Below are 18,664 nucleotides of genomic sequence, written 5' to 3'. Positions count from 1 at the left end.
TCACTTCAGCAGCGTGGTAATAAATTTATAAAGCTCCACCGGCTCAATGGAGGAGCGGTTGCAGACGATGCCCACCTTTATGGCGGCCACGGCGTTGCCCACGAAGCCGACCAGATCCATCTCGCAGCCCGAAGCCGCCAGCGGTGCTGTGAGAGACAGGTACGCGTCACCGGCGCCCACGCGGTCCACTATCTTGCTGCTGAAAATCGGGCATTCGGAGTAGCCCCGCCGCTTGTCATAATTGACCGAGCCCATATGGCCGCGCGTGATGGAGGCGCGCCCGCTCTTAAGATGTTCGGCCAGTTTTTTTATTATGCCCTTGATCTCACCGTACTTGTTGTGGGCGGCCAGCCGCACTTCCGGCTCGTCTATGCAAAGATAATCGGCCCTGCCGTACTTGGTTATCAGGTTATATCCCATGTTGGCGCTGTTGGACTGCGCGTTAATAGCCAGGAACTTCGCCTTTGACAGCGCGGCTGCTATGGGGCCGCTTATGAAGCCGTGTCCGAAATCGCTTACCAGCACCAGGTCGTACTTCCCGACGGACGCCTCCAGGTGGCGGCAGATCCGGCTTATGGTTTTATCCGGCAGGTTGTAGTCCTCAAGGAAGGAAACCTCGAAGAGCTTTGTAAGGAACACCGGGTCCACGAAGCGGCGTTTCACCACGGTGCAGGTGTCGCTGCGGTAAAAGAACTTATGCTTTATGTTGGGCTTGAGATGCTCCAGTATGTAGTCTTCCTTGGAGTCCACGCTGCCCAGACAGGTAACCAGATCGACCTTTTCGCAGAATCCGGCTATATGGTTGGCGCAGGCCAGCACCCCGCCGGCAAAGCGCTCTTCGCTGACGAACTTGGTGGAGATTATGTTGTCCTTGGGCGGCTTGCTCATTCCCTTGCAGTAGTGGTATTCGTCTATTATCGTGTCGCCTATAACCAGCACCTTCATCTTTTTAAGCCGCTTAAGGCTCTCGATCACGTCCCCGGCCGAATATTTTTTCTTGAAGCCCGCCAGGAACTCCTTGGTCTCGTCGGAAAAAACGCCGAAGAACTTATTCAGCAGCTCGGTAGAGCTGAAGGTTATCTCGTCGGTAAAGTGCAGTCTGCCGCCCACGGACTCAATGGCGTCTTTCTCGTGCAGGATGCCTCCCGTAAGGTCATCCTCCGGCGCGGCGTAGTCGGAACCTTTCACGTACACGCCGGGGCGTATGGCCTTTATGGTTTCAGCCGCGGTTTTCCATTTATTGATAGCGACATAGTCCACGACCGTGAGAGAAGCCAGCGTTTCGGCGCGCAGCACCTCGTTAAAAACCGGGCGGCCGGGGCCTTTGTTGACGTATTTGTCCGGGGTGATAGTTACCGCAAGGAAATCGCCCTCTTTTTTGGCGGCCTCAAGGTGCTTTATGTGCCCGGGATGCATCAGGTCGAACACTCCGTGGCAGAGCACCATGGTTTTACCTTTTTTCCTCAGTTCAGCCGCCTTACAGGTCAGTTCGGCCACCGACAGTATCTTGAAATTGTTGGACATTTTGTTTTGTCGCTCCCGGTTTAGCGTAGTTGCCGCTGCTTGCCCGGCGCCAGATATTTAAACCAGTCTCTGGTCGCTTCGGCTATGTTTTCGGGCGTCCACAGGGGCGCAGACCGCCAGTAATCGATGTTCTTCAATATTTCCCTCACTCCATCCTGAAATGACACCTTCGCGCGCCAGTTCAGAGCCCCGGCGATCTTCCCGGTGTCGGCAAAGGTGCGGTCCGGCTCGCCCGGGCGCTTGGGAATATGGGTAACCTCGCCGCCCAGCAGCTTCACAAGTTCGTTCACGCTGTAAGTGCCGCCGGAGCCCACATTGAAAACCTCGTTGTAAACCGGGGACTCGGAAGCCGTAAAGAAAGCGTCAGCTACATCGGTGACATAAGTAAAATCCCTGGTCTGGCTCCCGTCCCCCACCACCGTAAAAGGCTTATTGTTAAGCTTTTGCGCAAGGAAAACTCCGAATACCGCCCCGTAGGTCCCGGACGTCCGGGAGCGCGTGCCGTATACGTTAAAAAGCCTGAGCGAGATCACCGGTATTTTATACACCTGGCCCCAGTGCAGCGCGGTCTGTTCGCCCAGGAACTTGGTAAGTGCGTAGGGATACTGGGGGCGTATCCCGGCGGTTTCCTTTGTGGGATACTCGTCCGGTATGCCGTAGCAGGAAGAGGACGCCGTGTAAACCACCTTTTTAACACCGCAAAGTCGCGCAGCTTCCATCACGCACATGGTCCCGTTCACGTTGGAGCGGTAGTATTCCACCGGGTTCACTATGGAAGGCACTATGTCGGCCAGAGCCGCCAAATGGAAAACTCTGTCCGCCCCGGCAAAAATGGCCTTGAGCGCCTGCAGGTCGTTTATGTCCTGCTGTATAACTTCCAGATCAGGGTTGCCCCTGTGGTGTTCAAGGTTGTCCGGCCGGCCGGTGGAAAAATTATCAATTACAGTGACCTTATGGCCCGCTTTCAAGAGCCTGTCGGTTACGTGGCTGCCTATAAACCCGGCGCCGCCGGTTACAATGCTGCGTATTCTCATATAACTCCCCCGATATTATATCAATAATATTTTATTTGGCGGGTAGAAGGTAACACAGCATTGCCTTTTTGCAGGGAGCGGAAATAACTTCGCCAATGAGAGGGATGCGCCAAAAGGCTTTTACAGGTAAAAATTACTGAAGTCAGGGCATTACTGCGGAACCCGGGCCGGTTTTGCGGGACAAGCGGCGCAGCCCCTCATACAGGGCCACGCCGGCGGACGTGGAAAGATTAAGGGAGCGGGTATGCTCTGAAACCATGGGTATCCGGTAGAGGCTGTTTTTGTATTTTTCATAATACTCAAGCGGCAGGCCGGCGCCCTCGCTGCCGAAAACCAGGCAGGAATCTTCGCGGTAGGGCGCCTGCCAGTAAGTTTTTTCCCCTTTTGTGGAAAAAAAAAGCAAGGATGGGTTATCGCGGAGGGTTTTTATGAAATCCTCAAAAGAGGGATGCACCGAATACTTCAGGTACTGCCAGTAATCCAGCCCGGAGCGCCTTATTTCTTTCGAATTTATTTTAAAGCCGAGCTTGCCCACGAAAACAAGTTCCGTGCCGGTGGCCACGCAGGTGCGGCCGATATTGCCGGCATTCCAAGGTATGTCGGGGTTGATAAGGACGATTTTCATAAAAAAGCGTGGGCTGTCGTTAGTTGCTGGTTGTTAATTGTCGGTCGATTAGGAACGGGATACTTTTACCACGAACAACTATCAACAAACAACCAACAACTATATTTTGAAGTCGTCCGCGAACTGCTTGTGCCAGAGTTCAAGCATCAGCAGGGTCCACAGCCGGTAGCCGTGGTCGCGCACTCCGCGCTGGTGCTCGTCCCACAGGCGGAACAATTCTTCTTTTTTGAAATAGCCGCGCCCCAGGGCCTTTTGCGAAAGGCACGCGCCGGCCCAGTAATCTTTAAGTTCGCCCCGGAACCAGGGCCCCACCGGAATGCCGAAGCCCATTTTACCGCGCTTATAAATGGCCGGGGGCAGCATGTCTCTGAAAGTCTCTTTCAGCAGCCACTTGGTCTTCCCGAGGCCCCTCAGCTTCATGTTCCCGGGCAGAGTGAAAGCGAATTCCAGCACCTTGTGATCCAAAAAAGGCGAGCGCGTCTCAAGCGAATTTGCCATGGAGGCGATGTCCATTTTGGTCATCAGGCACTCCGGCAGGTAAGAATGCAGGTCGGTGTACATCAGGCGGTTGGCCAGGTCATGCCCCTCGGCCTTGTTGTAAAGCGCGCCGATATAGCGGCCCGCGTAATCCAGATCCGGGCCCGCCAGATTTTTAAACTCGTTCGAGAGCAGGGCGTTTTTCTCTTCAAGCTTGAACATTGACACCGTGGAAAGATAGGTATGCGCCATATCGCTCTGCGCGGCGGCCTGCAAGAATTTGCGGCCGCGCCATACCACATTGAACGGCGCGGTTTTTTCCGGGAAGGGCCCGGTAAGGGCCAGCGCCGCTTTCCTTAAAGGAGCGGGCAGGGCCCTGAAATAGGAGGCAAGTTTAAAAGCCACATAGCGCAGATAGCCGCCGAAGGCCTCGTCGCCGCCGTCGCCGTTCAAGGCCACCGTAACTTCTTTCCTGGTTTCGCGTGAGACTAAATAGGAAGGCAGGGCGCTGGAGTCGGCGTAAGGCTCGCCGTAGTGCCAGACGATTTTTTCAAGCAGATCCGCCATTTTAGCTTCCACCACAAATTCGGTGTGCCTGGTGCCGTACATTTGCGCCACCTGGCGCGCGTAGCCGAGCTCCGAAAATTTTTCCTCTTTAAACCCTATGGCGAAAGTCTTTACCGGGGAGGGCGAATACCTGGCCATGAGGGCGGTGACAACGGAGGAATCTATCCCGCCCGACAAAAAAGCGCCCAGAGGAACCTCTGAAATAAGCCTTATTTTAACCGCCTCGGCCAGCTCCGAATAAAGCCTCTCTTTAAGCTCGCCAAGGGGCACGGAGGAGAGTTTTTTCCCTTCAAGCGGCAGGTCCCAGTATTTTTCCGTCCGCGCGCGGCCGTTTTCAAAAACAAGTACGGAGGCCGGCTCAAGTTTGTGTATGCCTTTAAACACGCTGAGCGGGCTTGGAATATACTGCAGGGTAAGATACGCGTCTATGGCCGCGGGATTTATCTCCCTGGGTAATTCTTTAACGGCCAGCAGCGCGCGCACTTCCGAGGCAAACGCCAGGAACGAAGGAGTGAGCGAATAAAACAGCGGCTTCTTGCCCACCCGGTCGCGCGCTAAAACCAGCCGCTTTCTTTTAGTGTCCCAGATGGCTATGGCGAACATTCCCCGCAGGTATTTGGGGAACTCCAGCCCTTTTTCTTCGTAGAGATGGACTATGGTTTCGGTGTCCGATTTTGTACTAAATTTGTGGCCCCTGGCAAGCAGTTCGCTCCTCAGCTCCTGAAAATTATAGATCTCCCCGTTAAACACTATCCAGGCGGAGCCGTCCTCGTTCGAGATGGGCTGATGGCCGGTGGACAGGTCTATTATGGAGAGCCTCCGCATTGCGAGCCCCATCCCCCCGGAGGCGTAATAGCCCTCGTCATCCGGCCCCCTGTGGACCAGAAGGTCGTTCATTTTTTTGAGCTCTTCTTTTGACACCGGCTCAAGCGTACCGTAATTATATTTTCCGCAAATTCCGCACATAGTTAGTGTAGAGTTGAGAGTGTAGAGTGGATAGAAACCAGTAAATATTTTTGAAGGCTCTGCTTTATTACCCTACACTATCCACTATCGACTCTCAACCTCCTCCGTATATTTCTATCAGCTCATCGGCTACTCTTGCCATGGAATATTTTTCCACGGCCGTAAGCCTTGCCCGCCCGCCCATTTTTACCGACAGGCTGCGGTCGGCGATATGGCGGCGCAGGCATTGCTTTATTTCCTGGCGGTTGAGCGGATCAAAAAGACAGCCGCTTTCCCCGTCAACCACCGCGTCTATGGCCCCGCCGACCCGGCTTGCCATTATGGCCGCGCCGCAGGACATGGCCTCGAGCATGGAATTTGACAAGCCCTCTGAAATGGACGGCAGAACAAAAACATCCGCCGCCCTGTAATAGGGCAGCAGGTCGTCTTTTGGGCCGGTGAGCGTAACGCTTTGCCCCACCTCAAGCTTTGAGATCGCCGTCTTCAGGTTTTCTTCCTCCGGCCCGCTGCCGACTATCACAAGGCGTATTTTGGGTCTTGCCAGTTCCTCCGCGAACAATTCAGCCCAGACTTCAATAAATTCCTTCACACGTTTTTCCGGCGAAAGCCGCCCGACAAACAAAAACATGACATCGTTCTCAAAGCCCACGGCGGCTTTGGCGCTTATTTTTTCGTGATACAGGGGCGGCGTGTATTTACCGGTATCGACTCCGTTGCGGAATTGCCGCAGTTTTAAGCCGCGGAACTCCCGGCTGTTTTTAAGCCATTCGTAAACCCCGCCGTTCATCACAAGCAATTCCGGTCTGGCCAGTGAAAAGAACCTGAGCTTCAGCCGCCCCAAAAAAGTTTTCCGGGACAGCGTTATTTCGTCCACCCCCCTGCCTCCGCCAAGTTTGACCACGGTCTTTTTGCCGGTAAGGCGGCCCGCGAGCACGGCGGCCACGGCCGGTGAAGACGCCAGGTGCACATGCGCCGCGCCGTAAGCGGCGCGATTCAAGAGCATGTAAAAAAACACTCTCGTCATGAAAACGCAAGAGTCCAAAGCGCCGGAACCGAATGTTTTGAACCGCTTTATTTTTACTCCGTCAATGATTTCCCGCGCGGCCAAAGCTCCCGTCCGGCGCGTAATGACGGTAACATTAACACCTTTTTCCACCAGCGCCTTTGAAAGCTCAAAGGCCTGTTTCTCTGCTCCGCCAAGCACCGGATAAAAGGTCTGGCTTATCATCAGCACGGAATTAATCTTGTTTTCCATATGAACAGTCTTTTGATTTAAAATTCCAGATTCAAGATTTAAGATTGAAAGACGAAAAAAGAATATTGAATTTTAAATCCTAAATCTTCAGTTTCCTTGAATCTTAAATCTTAAATCTTGAATCTTGAATCTGGTTCGCTTCCTTACCTGAGAATTCGCCCCAAACCTTGCCGAGCGAGTGGCCCATCTGGTAAACAAAAAACACGCCCAGCAGGGTGACAATGATGTAGCCCAGCATATGCACGCAAGACGCGTAGGCGAAACCGACATCCTTCTGTATGCCCCAGGTTAACATTACTTTGACCATGGTAAACTCAAAATTGCCGAAATAGCCGGGCATGCCGGGCATGGACGCCGCCGCCGCGCCCGTGAACAACAATGCAATGCTCTTGAATATATCCAGGACGCCTCCAAGACCGAAAGCCCGGCCCATCCAGTAACAGTTGAGGGCGTCCAGGAACCATTGCAGAAAGGCTAAAACTAAAATAAGCGCGCCGCTCCTGAAAGAATGGAATCCCTTGACACCCATAGCCACGCGTTCAAATAGTCGCCGGATCCAGGGGAAACGGCCGAAAAATCCGTAGAACCACCTGTGCGCCACCAACTCATCGGCGAACACCAGCGCCGACATGGCGGCCAGCAGCCCCGCAAGCATGACCCACAGCCATTTCCCGTAATTCATTAATCCCCCGGTAATGCCGCCGAAGCGGGCCGCTGCCGCGAACATGATAAACAGCACAATAATGTCCAGCGCCCGTTCCACCAAAATGGTGGCGAAAACCGTCAGCACCGGGATATCGAATATTTTCGCGCCGAAGGTTCCCCTGGCTATTTCTCCCAGCCGTAAAGGCAGGATATTACTGAGCGCCAGCCCCGACGTTTCAAGCCGGAAAGCGTCCCACAGGCGCACCGGCTTTGAGGGATTGAGCAGCAGGCGCCAGCGCGCCGCGCGAAGAACCAGTTCAAGAAAAATGGTGAAAACGAACGGAATTAAAAACAGGACGTTGACCCTTGAGTAAATAGCAGGCAGGCTTGCGAAATCCACGCTTCTAAAAGCAAAGAACAGCAGCACGGCGCCCACCAGAAAACCGGCGATAATTGAAATTTTCGTTTTCATGATAAAAAAAACTGCGTTTTTTTTGCCATATGCTTTAAGCAATACGCCATAGGCTATAAGGAATTCCCTAAAAGCTTATAGCCTAAAGCATACGGCTTATAGCGCGGCTGCAACAGCCGCTTTACACCGCGTCTATGCTTTTAAGGAAAGCCTCTTCAGCGGACGGGCGGCCGAGGAATTTTTCTACCTGGCCGGCTTCGTCGTAACTGCGTCCGGGGGCCAGTATGAGCTCCCGGTACATGGCTCCAAGCTCAGGGTTCATAACGCCCTTTTCCTCAAAAACGGAGAACAGGTCCGCCGCTATGACTTCGGCCCACAGGTAACCGTAATAGCCGGCCTCATAACCGCCCATAAGGTGGCCGAAACTCGCCTGCGGATGGGTCTCGGGGCTCATCGGGATAAGGGAAATTTTCTTCATCAGCTTATCGTATAGCTTGGTGGTGTCAACTTTCCCCTTGGCGGTGTGATACCGCATGTCAAGGATGCTGAAAAACAGCTGGCGCAGGTAAACAAGCCCGGAATCCATGTTTTTGGCGGCTATAAGTTTTTTTATCAGCGCCTCGGGCAGTTTCTCCTCCGGATGTCTGTAATGCCCCGAAATCCTGCCAAGCACGGCGGGGCAGTAGGCCCAGTTTTCAAGCATTTTTGAAGGCACCTCGACAAAATCCCGCGACACGCTGGTGCCTGAGAATTTGCCGTATTTGGCCCTGGTGAAAATATTGTGCGTCACATGCCCGAATTCGTGGAACAGGGTGACCACATCGTCAAACTTCAACAGCGCGGGGGTATCTCCGGCCGGGGACGGAAAATTGGACACTATAGCCGCCGCCGGCAGCTCGTAGGAACCGTCTTCCAGTTCGTGGCCGTGCCGCACGCCGAAACAGGCCGCGTGTTTATACTTGCCCTCGCGCGGGAACAGGTCAAAATAAAAATAAGCGGCCGTGGAGCCGTCGGAGTTTTTGACCTCGTAGGCGCGCACGTCTTTGTGCCAGGCCGGCAGGGCGGCCGGAGCGAACCGCGCGCCGAAGACCTCCCCGAACACATCGAACATTCCGTTTATGACGGTTTCCAGCGGGAAATACTCCTTTATTTTCTCGTGATCGATGGAATATTTGGTTTTTTTAAGGAGATTATTGTAATAGCGCCATTCCCAGGAATGCAGCGTCTTTTCCTGGCCGCCCTTAAGCTTCACCCGGGCGCGCAGTTCTTTGCGGCCTTTCCTTTTAAGTTTTGCCCATGTCCGCTCCAAAAAATCCATTACGGCCGCGCTGTTCTTCGCCATGCGGTCGTCCAGCATATAGTCGGCGAAAGAGGCGTACCCCAGCAATTTTCCTATCTTTCTCCGCAGGAATATAGCGTCTTCCATCAGCTTTATATTCTTGTCCGAGCAGCGGTTATTGAACAGGAACTCCAGCCTCCTGCGGGTTTCGCCGTTTTCCGCGCAGTCCATGAAAGGCACATAGTCTGGATAATTCATGGTTATCAGATATTTTCCCGCCTCGGTCCTTTTCAGGCGCGCGGCATAGTCCTGCGGCATACCCTTAAACTCTTCCTCGCTCACTTCAAGCGTATCGGTCACTTCGCGCAAGTTACTGGAGAACTGAAGTTCCAGGCCTATCAGTTCCTTCATCATTTTCTTAACCCTGTTTTTCCTGCGGGGCTCAAGGCCCAGGCCGTTGCGCCTGAAATCCAGCAGCGTTTTCTCAAGAAGGCGGGCCTCCACCGGTTCAAGTTTCTCTCCGGCGGCGGCGTATTCGTTAAGCGCGCTAAAAACATCCTCGCGCGTCAAAAGGTCCACGGAATACCGGCTTATCTTGAGCTCAAGCTCCTGCGCCTCTTTGCGAAGTTCGGCGTTATCGGAGACATAGGCCAGCATTATGGGAGTTTGCACGGCCGAACCAAATTCATCGGTTGCGCGCTCAAAAGCCAAAATTGTATTTTTAAAGTTGCGCTGCGGACCGGGAATATTCACCAGAGCCTTAAGTTTCTCTTCAAGTTGTTTAATTGCGGTTTCAGAAAGGGTTTTGACCTGTTCGGGAGTGTATAAAAATTCCGGCGCTTTTGACATAGAACCTCCGTAGAGCTGTTTATTCATATTATATCAAAAGCCATGGAGAGCGACTGAAAGCCTTATTTGCCGCTTCCATACCCCCTGCTACCCGTGGCTACTCGCAGCTTCTTCCGGGACCAAAGACCTACTTTTAAACAGGCCTTAAAACCCTGGTTTCAGGGTCTTCCGCCCTATTTGAGCAGCTCTTTTACCCTTACACTATATATCTGAGCCGCAAATCTACCCGGAGGTTGAAATGAACAAGACCTTTAAACTGCTATCTGTGGCACTCTCCTCTCTTTTCCTGGGAGCGTCTGCTCTGAAGGCGCAGGACAACTTTGAGCTCAATGGTATAAGCGCGGGCGATATCCGCGCCATGGAAACCGGTAAAGGCATTTTTGATTTCATCAAGCCGGGCAAACCAGACGGCAAACCCGAGGCACTGAAAGAATGGACCGTAATGGTGTTCATGAACTCAAAGAACGACCTGAGCCAGAGCCAGCTTTTAGGCCTCTCCGGCAAATGGGCCGAGAAAGACTTGAACGAGATGAAAAAGGTGGGCACCACGGATAAGGTCAATGTGGTGGTGGAATACGGCACCACCGGCAAAGGCTCAAAGCGCATGCTGGTGGGTAAAAGCGGGCTCTTTTCCTCCGGCGAAACCATTTACAACCAGTATCCAGCCGCCGACATGGGCGACTATAAACGCGTCATAGAATTCGCTAAATGGGCCAAGACCACTTTCCCCGCCAGACACTATATGTTCATCCTCTGGAACCACGGCCTTGGCTGGATAGACCCTGTAATGAAAGACCACCCGGCAGGCAAGGGCGCTTCCAGGGGCATCCTGTTTGACGATGAGACCAAGAACTATGTGCGCACCCGCCAGCTTGGGGAGATCCTGCGCCAGACCGGCTATGTGGACGTGTTCGCCATGAACGCCTGCCTGATGCAGATGGCGGAAATTGATTACGAGGTCAAAGACAATGTCGGTCTGATAGTGGCTTCGGAAGAGACCATGCTGGCCTACGGGTTTGATTATCAGAAACTTCTCAATTTCATAAACGCCAACACCGCCGCCACAAACGAACAGATCAGCGACTTCTTCATTAATTGGGAAAAGGATTTTTACGCCAACGGAGCCAGCCTCATCGGCCCCGTTAACATACCGCTCAGTTCCATCACGGGCACCATTTCCACTGTGCGTCCCCAGGCCCTGAACGACCTGCCCCCCTACCTCAACGCGCTGGCCGGAGCGGCCATGCGGAACAACGAGACCGAGGCCGTAAAAACCGCCATAGACAAGGCCGTAAGGTTCTCAAGCCTGGACCCCAAGAACGACAAAAAGAAAACGATAGCGCCTTATGTGGACCTCTACGACTTCGCCCTTCTACTCGGCCAGAATTCAAAGACCCAGGAAACGCGCCAGGCGGCCGAAAACCTGATGACCTTCATAAAGTCCAAGCTGGTAATGCGCAGCATCGGGCTTAACAGCGACGCGGAAAACGGTTATGATTATACCCGGGTGGGCGGAGTGGCCATAAACATGACCATGAAAATAAAAACCGTTCCCCCGCAGCTGGACGCCGTCTTTGAAACCAAGTACGGCGAACTCGCCCTCTCCAAGGCCTCTGATTGGGATGAGTTTGTTGCGTGGACCGACGGCGTGTGGAGAAAATAAATTTCCAGGGCACGAACAAAAAAGTCCGGGTATTTACACCCCGGACTTTTTTTACTGTCCGACGCAATATTATTTTAAACTGTTTTCTTATGGACGGCTATCTGTTTAGCCACGAACTGCGGAACCAGCTTTGACACGTCCCCGCCGAAATGGGCGATGTCCCGCACCACGCTGGAAGACAGGTAAGCATAACGCTGGCTGGGCATAAAAAAAACCGTTTCCACCTTGCTGTACAGAGTGCGGTTGATAGCGGCCACCTGAAATTCGTATTCCAGGTCCGAAATGGCGCGCAGCCCCCTGATAACAACCTGCAGCTTCTTTTTTTTCAGATAATCCACAAGCAGCCCCTCAAAACATTCAATACTCACTTTTTTATTGTTTTTGAGCGCCTTTTTAAGCATTACAACCCGTTCAGGCACGGTGAAAAGCGGTTTTTTCGTACTGTGCACGAAAACGCTTACCACCAGGTGATCAAAAATTTTTGAGGCACGGTCTATGATGTCCAGGTGCCCGAAGGTTACAGGATCAAAGCTTCCGGGATACACGGCTGTTTTTTTTGCCATAGGTTCCTTTATTTCAAAACCAATTATACAAATTATTGTAGAATCGCTTTAGGGTTCGGCCCTTATCAGGCAATAAAAAGCCGGCAGTTGGCGTTATAAGTGTATGGAGTGCAGACAATAACGGCACTCGGACCGTTTCCAAAGGAGATAAATATGAAATCAAAGATTATGTTAATGGCGGCGGCCTTCGCTTTTGCCTTCGCTTTCGCGCTTAAAGCTGTAGCCGAAGACGGCCCATGCAAAGCTGACATGGAGAAATTCTGCCAGGGCATTAAACCGGGCGGAGGGCGTCTTATGGCCTGTCTGAAAGCCCATGAGGCCGAGCTTTCAGCCGGCTGCAAGGCCAGGGGCGGAGAGGTAAAAGAAAAGCTCTCCGGCCTGCGCGAGGCATGCAAAGCCGACCTGGAAAAGTTATGCAAGGATGTGAAGCCGGGAGAAGGCAGAATAATCAATTGCATCAGGGAGCACGAGGCCGAACTTTCAGCGGGCTGCAAGGACGCACTCGCAAAGGGCAAGGAAGAGATGATGAAGAAGAATCCCTGCATGGCCGATATGGAAAAGCTCTGCAAGGATGTGAAAGGCGAACGCGGCGAAAAGGCCAGATGCCTTAAAGAGCACGAAGCGGACCTTTCCCAGGCCTGTAAAGACAAACTGGCGGAAAAACGCACGGAATCCCGGAAAGACCACCCCTGCATGGCGGACGCGCAGAAATTTTGCCAGGGCATGAAGCCGGGCGACGGCAAGTTCTTGAACTGTTTGAAAGAGCATGAGGCAGAATTGTCGGCTGAATGCAAAGAGAAGATGGCCAAAGGAAAAGAAGAGGCGTTAAAGCGTTATCCCTGCATGGCCGACATGGAGAAATTCTGCAAAGATGTGAAGGGCGGCCGCGGCGAAAAGGCTAAATGCCTTAAAGAGCACGAAGCGGACCTTTCCCAGGCCTGCAAAGAGAAACAGGCTGAAATGAAGGGGAAAAGGCAGGAGAAAAGAGAGGAAAAGAAAGAAGAACCCAAACTTGCGGAACCAAAATAACTTCGCCAGTAAAAAAAGCGGCGTCCGCTTACAACGGACGCCGCTTTCATTTGATGTGTTTTTTATTTCCCCGGATGAAATACTTTTTCCACGGCTTTAATGAGCGGCACGCTTTTGCCGTCTTCTATCGCCTTTGAAACGAAAGCCAGTTCCGGCCCATCCAGCCTCAGGCCGTAAAGCACTCCATTTATGGCAAGCACCCAGCGGGGCTGTCCGGTTATCTGCGCGTCCGGCGTGAGGGAATAGTAATAAAGCCCGTCGGAACCCTGGCGCAGGGTAAGTATGCCATCGTTCATGGAAAGCGGCGCCATATTGCGCGCAACCGCATAAGTAACCGCATCGCCGAACGTAACCTGCGTTGAATTGGCGTAAAGCAGATCGAACAGCTCACTACTTGAGGTCTGCGCCGAACCGCCGCCGGGTCCGGTCAAAATAATGGTCCCGTTCTCCTCTTTTATCTTAAGCTCGCCGCCGGCGTATTTGAATGTTACGCCGTCTTTAAGCATGGTTTCATTCCAGGCCGAAGGCATGGCGGCCGAGCCTTTAAGCGAAACCTCGAAATAAACCTCCCAGTTATCGTCAAAGGACACGGCGGCAAGAAAAGTGTTTCCCTCGATGTCCAGGGCCTTGAAGGAGGCCGCGCGACCGGCCAAAATTTCCAGCAGCGGAATTCGTTGCAGTACCACAACAGGATTTTCTTTGACGCGGCTCGAGAATTCCAGATTTTCTTTGGAAAAAGAATCAAAGTTAAAAGCGGCCGCATTAAATGGAACCGCAAGCGCTAAAATTAAAAATATATATTTCATTGTGGAACTCCTGAATTTAGGCATAAGGCTTAAGCCCTCAGCCTTTCAAAAATTATATCACTTTATTTCCAAGCGTAATAAACAAAAACCGCCCCCCAAAACTTGGGAGGCGGTCTGTCAATAAAAGAGAAATTTATTATTTTCTCTTTTTGGCTTTTTTGCCGGCATTGACCATTTTGGCGCGGGCAACATCGCCGCCCTTGTCAACATAATAAAGGAAGCCGTCTTCTTTTTTAATGCCGACCTTGGTCACTTTCTGGGGCTTGCCGCCCTTTTTGCCGCCGCGGGCCATTTTGGCGCGTGACACGTCACCGGCTTTGTCTATGAAATAGAGGAAGCCTTCCTCTCTTTTTACTCCGACTTTCTGTACTTTTTCACCCATAGTGTGTCCCTCCTGAAATAGTTACTATAGGGAAAGTTTACATTATCTCGTCGGGAAATGCAACAAAAATATGCGATATAAAAAACATGCCACGGCGGGAAATTATTCCGCGCCGTGGCATTCCGGGCCATAAAGGCCCGCGAGACTGATTTAGGCTAGAACTTCAGCATGGCGCTTACGGAGCCCGCCATATCGCCGCCGGCGTTGCCGGCCTTCGCCTGAACCAGCGAAGCGGAAGCGTCAACGGTCAGAACCGCAAGCTTGAGCCCCGCTCCAAGGAAGTATTCATTGGTCTTCTGGTTCACCCCCTGAACGAGGTTCTTGAAGTCGGATTTCACGCCGCCGCGCGCGAACAGGAAGCCGGGAATAACCGCAACCTGGGCGCCAAGCCGGCCCAAAGCCTTCTTGGAATCCTGCAGGTTAGAGGTGACATAATCCAGGTCAACCGTCACGAGTTTTCCGAGAATCAGCGCGGCGCCCGCGGCGTAGGTTGGCGCGAACTTGGTCATGGTTTCTTTGCGGATCGGTGAAATCCAATTCCAAGTAGAGCCCGGGGGCACAAAGGTGTCCTGCCAGATCTGATTGCGCTTTATATCCACGCTGCCCTTGAAGTTTTTGGCGACGGCGCCAAGGCGCAGTACTCCCATATCCAGCAATGCGCCGGCATCCACTGTGTAGCCGTCAAAGTTCACTTTCTCTGTGTTAATGAAACGGTCGCAGCAGCCATAAGGAGTATAGAAACTGTTCCCGCCGCTGAATACACGCGTAATGTCGCCCTTGATGCTGTTGTAATTGGCGCCCACGGATAACCTGCCCAGCTTCATAGCCGCGGTCAGAGCATAAGTATTAAGCCCGGTAGTGTCCATTTTATTGCTTACTTGATCGTAAGCCATCGGGAAGCCGTCCGGAGCGTATATGCCACCCCACTGCATCCGTGAATACTTAATGTAAGAGCCGGGGTTTTCCTGGGGCTGTTTTTTGCTGATAGCGACCGCAAGAGGTCCGAGCTTCAGGGATGCTCCGGCATAAGTGGGGGTAAAAGTCCACTTGCTGGTTTTGGCACCCGCGGCATTAAGGGTAGTAGCGCGGTTGGCAATAGCCAAGGCCCCTACATTAAGATGGCCCAACTGGGTCAGGCCGGCCGGGTTGTATTCCACCGCTCCGCCCAGATCATCAGCGACGGCCGTAAAAGCGCCGCCCATGCCCATGGCTTTAGCCGAGCCGCCGGAATTCCACGGCAGATAGGCGTCAATATTTACATGGGTTGTCCCCGTAAATGTGCCGTGGTACCCGCCACCTCCGGTATATGAGCCCGCCACCGGGCCTGTATAAACGTAATCCCATGCGAATATCGGGCTGGCCGTTAAAGAAAGGCCTCCCAATAAAGCAATTGCTCCTAGTAACTTTTTCATTTTGCCTCCTTAATAGTCAGTTGCCGCTGAAAAAGCTACTGCCGGGCAACTTATGGCATATATCCTACAATGTCCAAACGAGTATGTCAATGTTACTTTTGTTACTTTCCAAGCCAAAAAATCACATTTTGGGCGCGGCGGCAGCCAGATTTTCCTCAAAGAACGAACTGACCTTGCCCTTGTAAATTTCTCCGCCGACTTCGGCGCACCTGCCGTGCGAGGCCCCGGCTATCACCCACATCCGCTTTGTTTCGGACGGACACAAGCCGTAAAGTTTTTCCGCGTCGGCCAGCGGCACCAGGTCGTCATGGTCGCCGTTTATAAACAGCACCGGCAGCTTGACCCGGCCTATGTTGTGAATGGGGCTGTACGGCTCCGGGTCAACGCCAAGCTTTACGCGTACAAAAAAAAGCGTCATGGCGAGTATCGGCCAATAGGGCACTTTCATGCGCATCCAGCTCCAGTTGGCTATTACCCCGTTATAAGAAAGGAAAGTGTTTTCAGCCAGGAGGCAGTTTATTTCGGGGTACTTTGCGGCCGCGTAAATGGCGACCGACCCTCCCATGGAAGTGCCGAAAACCCCGGTTTCCCCGGAAGCCATGGGCCGGTTGGTTTTAAGGAACGCGTAGGCGGCGTCAAAATCCCTGGTTTCGAGGTATCCCACGCTTGAGAGCACGCCTTTGCTTTCGCCGGAAGCCCTGAAATCAAAATAAAACAGGTTGAACCCTTTTTCGGCAAGGAAATGCGTGTCACGCATCAGCTCGCCGCGGTTTGAGCCCCAGCCATGGCAGAGGATAACGGTTTTCTCAGTTTCGCCGCCGACAGCCGGGATAAACCAGCCTTTCAGCGTCAGGCCGTCAACGGTGGAAAAATCAATGGTCTCGAAAGACAGCCCGAACTGGTCGGGTGAGAAAATCTCCGGAGTGCGCCGCCTGACCGGCCGTAATATGGAATTACTCTTAAAATAAGCAGCCAACACCGCCGCCGCCGAAAGAAGCGCCAGGGCGAATATCAGCCAGTTGATAATTTCTATTTTAGTCATAGTTTTTAAAGAAGGTACAGCAATATTATCAGCGAAAAGCGAATAGCAAATAGCGAATAGTGGTTGAGGTTCTTATTTGTTTCAAGACTTTACTATTTCGTTATTCGCTACTCCCTATTCGCCATTCGCTTTCTTGCTATTCGCTATTCGCTCTCTTGCTATTCGCTGTCCCTATCACCATTTTATTCCTGAAATGCGCCGCGCCGCCTCTTTAATGCGGGCGTCCGGGGCGCAGAGCGAGAACCGCACGAAACCCTCCCCGGAATCGCCGAAACCGCTCCCGGGAGTGGCAAGCACCGCGGTTTTTTCCAGAATTTCATAAACAGCGGCCAGCGAGCCCCGCAAGACCGGCGGCCGCGCCCACACAAAGAAGGCCGCTTCCGGTTCAATAAGGCGCCAGCCGGCTTTTTTAAGTTCGCCCGCGAAAAATTCGGTGCGCCTTTTAAAAGTTTCTCTTATGGGTTTTACCAGGCCCGCGTGGTGCTCAAGGCAGAAGACTGCGGTTTCCTGTATGGCGTTAAATTGCCCCGAGTCTATGTGTTCTTTCAGCTTGCCGAGCGCCTGCACGGCCCGCGCATTGCCTATAAGCCATCCGAGGCGCCAGCCGGTCATGCAGTAGGTTTTTGAAAGAGAATAAAATTCCACGGCCACATCCCGCGAGCCCGTGACCGAGAGTATACTTGGCGAGGGTTTGTTAAAGTAAATTTCGCTGTATGCCGCGTCATGCGCCACCCAGAGATCGTTTTTTTTGGCGAACGCCACGGCTTCCTTATAAAAGGACGCGGCGGCCGTTGCTCCCGTGGGATTATTCGGATAATTAAGGAAAAGCATTTTGGCGCGGCGCATGACGGTGCGGCTTACCGATCCAAAATCCGGAAGGAAACTGTTCTCCTCTTTCAGCGGCAGGCGCTCTACGCGCGCGCCTGAAAGCAAAACCCCTGTTTTGTAGGCCGGGTAAGCGGGGTCCGGTATCAGGGCAGTATCGCCCCTGTCAAGAAGGGCGAAAGGCAGGTGCGCGAGCCCCTCCTTTGAACCGATTAAAACTGTTATCTCCGTTTCAGGGTCAAGCTTAAGGCCGTGTCTTTTGTAATGCCAGGCCACTATAGCCTTGCGCAGGCGCGCCGAGCCGGCACCGTAAGGGTACCTGTGATTGGAGGATTTTTTAACTTCAAGCGCGGCGAAATCCGCTATAGGCCCGGGAGTGGGCAGGTCGGGGTCGCCCACCGCGAGCGAAATGACATCCCTTCCTTTTTTCAGCTCCTCCTGTTTTTTCCTGTCCAGTTCCCTGAAAAGATACGGCGGGAAAGCGTCCATATTGGCGCTTAAAGACGGGCCTTTCATAGTTGCTCAAGCTCCTTTAATTCCAGCAGGTCTAAAAAATCATACAAACCGGGCTTTTTTCCGTAAAGCCAAAGCGCGGCGCGAAGGGCCCCCGCCGCGAACACCGCGCGGGAATGTGCCCTGTGAGTAAGCTCCACCCGCTCGTGCGGGCCCGCGTACAGCACGGTATGCTCGCCCACTATGTCGCCAGCGCGAACGCTTGAAATCGGTGTTTTGGAACCGCAGGCCTTTTCCATACGCTCCGAGTATTTAAGCGCGGTGCCGCTCGGGGCGTCTTTTTTTGCCGCGTGGTGGGTTTCAATGATGCAGCGGTCAAAATCCGGAAGTTTTTTGGCCATCAAAGCCGCGACAGCGAAGGTAAGGTTTACAGCGGGACTCATGTTCGGAGAGAGAAAAACGGCTGTGGCTTTGGAAAGGACCTTTATTTCGGCCGCCTGCGCGGCGCTGAAGCCGGTCACGCCTATTACCACCGGTTTTCGCGCGCTTGCGCAGGCCCGCGCGAATTCAAGCGAAGCCGCCGGAGCGGAAAAATCCATCGCCAGGTCCGCGCGCTTTATTAAAGCCGGAAATTCCGAAGGCGGTTTTACGCCGGGCCCCGTTTTAGCGTCCACCCCTGCAAAAAAGGAAAAAGTTTTTGAAAGCGCGAGCTGGGCGCGCACCTCCGCGCCCATGCGGCCGTCGGCGCCAAGCACCACGACTTTTAGAGGACTTTTAATCATTGTTCAATTATATTCATTATAACGCCTTTCTGACAAACGGGATAAATCCGTAAAAACCATTAAGGACATTTCTT

At 53.0% G+C, this 18,664-nt stretch carries 16 protein-coding genes; 2 read left to right on the top strand and 14 right to left on the bottom strand.

The genetic code is table 11. The annotated features are described in order from the left end of the window. From NTX59_05100 to NTX59_05070, 7 genes are all read right to left on the bottom strand, one after another. Positions 1-1,524 carry a PfkB family carbohydrate kinase gene (locus NTX59_05100; protein ID MCX5785044.1) on the bottom strand — a complete coding sequence of 508 codons (1,524 nt, stop codon included), beginning with the start codon at positions 1,522-1,524 and terminating at the stop codon, positions 1-3. 20 nt (positions 1,525-1,544) lie between these two features. Continuing rightward, positions 1,545-2,552 (bottom strand): SDR family oxidoreductase, encoded by a 1,008-nt coding sequence (locus NTX59_05095; protein MCX5785043.1) that lies wholly within the window; start codon positions 2,550-2,552, stop codon positions 1,545-1,547. 148 nt (positions 2,553-2,700) lie between these two features. Then, entirely contained in the window at positions 2,701-3,183 is a 483-nt protein-coding gene (locus NTX59_05090; GenBank protein MCX5785042.1) for a tRNA (cytidine(34)-2'-O)-methyltransferase, read from the bottom strand. 99 nt (positions 3,184-3,282) lie between these two features. Further along, on the bottom strand, positions 3,283-5,193 hold the full coding sequence (asnB, locus tag NTX59_05085) for an asparagine synthase (glutamine-hydrolyzing) (protein ID MCX5785041.1): 1,911 nt from the start codon (positions 5,191-5,193) through the stop codon (positions 3,283-3,285). A gap of 94 nt (positions 5,194-5,287) precedes the next feature. After that, positions 5,288-6,448, bottom strand: a complete 1,161-nt coding sequence (locus NTX59_05080; GenBank protein MCX5785040.1) for a glycosyltransferase family 4 protein — start codon at positions 6,446-6,448, stop codon at positions 5,288-5,290. A 103-nt stretch (positions 6,449-6,551) separates the two neighbouring features. Further along, positions 6,552-7,565, bottom strand: a complete 1,014-nt coding sequence (locus NTX59_05075; GenBank protein MCX5785039.1) for a lysylphosphatidylglycerol synthase transmembrane domain-containing protein — start codon at positions 7,563-7,565, stop codon at positions 6,552-6,554. A gap of 121 nt (positions 7,566-7,686) precedes the next feature. Then, positions 7,687-9,633, bottom strand: coding sequence for a Zn-dependent oligopeptidase (locus NTX59_05070; protein ID MCX5785038.1), 1,947 nt, complete (start codon positions 9,631-9,633; stop codon positions 7,687-7,689). A gap of 238 nt (positions 9,634-9,871) precedes the next feature. Here NTX59_05070 and NTX59_05065 point away from each other — a divergent pair, with 238 nt between their 5' ends. Then, positions 9,872-11,296 carry a clostripain-related cysteine peptidase gene (locus tag NTX59_05065; protein MCX5785037.1) on the top strand — a complete coding sequence of 475 codons (1,425 nt, stop codon included), beginning with the start codon at positions 9,872-9,874 and terminating at the stop codon, positions 11,294-11,296. A gap of 74 nt (positions 11,297-11,370) precedes the next feature. On the opposite strand, the gene coaD is transcribed toward NTX59_05065, so the two are convergent. Then, positions 11,371-11,859: a pantetheine-phosphate adenylyltransferase gene (gene coaD, locus NTX59_05060; protein ID MCX5785036.1), complete on the bottom strand. Its 489-nt coding sequence runs from the start codon at positions 11,857-11,859 to the stop codon at positions 11,371-11,373. Positions 11,860-12,012: 153 nt separating this feature from the next. Between coaD and NTX59_05055 the strand changes: the two genes are divergently transcribed. Next, entirely contained in the window at positions 12,013-12,888 is an 876-nt protein-coding gene (locus NTX59_05055; GenBank protein ID MCX5785035.1) for a cysteine rich repeat-containing protein, read from the top strand. Positions 12,889-12,950: 62 nt separating this feature from the next. Here NTX59_05055 and NTX59_05050 read toward each other — a convergent pair whose 3' ends face one another. The 6 genes from NTX59_05050 to dapB form a co-directional block, all read right to left on the bottom strand. After that, positions 12,951-13,694 carry a hypothetical protein gene (locus NTX59_05050; GenBank protein ID MCX5785034.1) on the bottom strand — a complete coding sequence of 248 codons (744 nt, stop codon included), beginning with the start codon at positions 13,692-13,694 and terminating at the stop codon, positions 12,951-12,953. Positions 13,695-13,830: 136 nt separating this feature from the next. Beyond that, complete coding sequence (locus NTX59_05045) at positions 13,831-14,076, bottom strand: hypothetical protein (protein MCX5785033.1); 246 nt, start codon at positions 14,074-14,076, stop codon at positions 13,831-13,833. A gap of 155 nt (positions 14,077-14,231) precedes the next feature. Continuing rightward, positions 14,232-15,488: a hypothetical protein gene (locus NTX59_05040; protein MCX5785032.1), complete on the bottom strand. Its 1,257-nt coding sequence runs from the start codon at positions 15,486-15,488 to the stop codon at positions 14,232-14,234. Between the two features lie 121 nt (positions 15,489-15,609). Further along, a complete protein-coding gene (locus tag NTX59_05035; GenBank protein MCX5785031.1) occupies positions 15,610-16,530 on the bottom strand; it encodes an alpha/beta fold hydrolase in 921 nt (306 codons plus the stop codon). Between the two features lie 174 nt (positions 16,531-16,704). Continuing rightward, positions 16,705-17,871 (bottom strand): aminotransferase class I/II-fold pyridoxal phosphate-dependent enzyme, encoded by a 1,167-nt coding sequence (locus NTX59_05030; protein ID MCX5785030.1) that lies wholly within the window; start codon positions 17,869-17,871, stop codon positions 16,705-16,707. Further along, positions 17,868-18,590: a 4-hydroxy-tetrahydrodipicolinate reductase gene (gene dapB, locus NTX59_05025; GenBank protein ID MCX5785029.1), complete on the bottom strand. Its 723-nt coding sequence runs from the start codon at positions 18,588-18,590 to the stop codon at positions 17,868-17,870. Before dapB ends, NTX59_05030 begins: the two co-directional genes overlap by 4 nt. Positions 18,591-18,664 lie beyond the last annotated feature (74 nt).

The sequence above is a fragment of the Elusimicrobiota bacterium genome, from assembly GCA_026388155.1.
Lineage (GTDB): Bacteria > Elusimicrobiota > Elusimicrobia > Elusimicrobiales > UBA9959 > UBA9634.
This window is presented reverse-complemented; position numbering and strand designations above follow the sequence as displayed.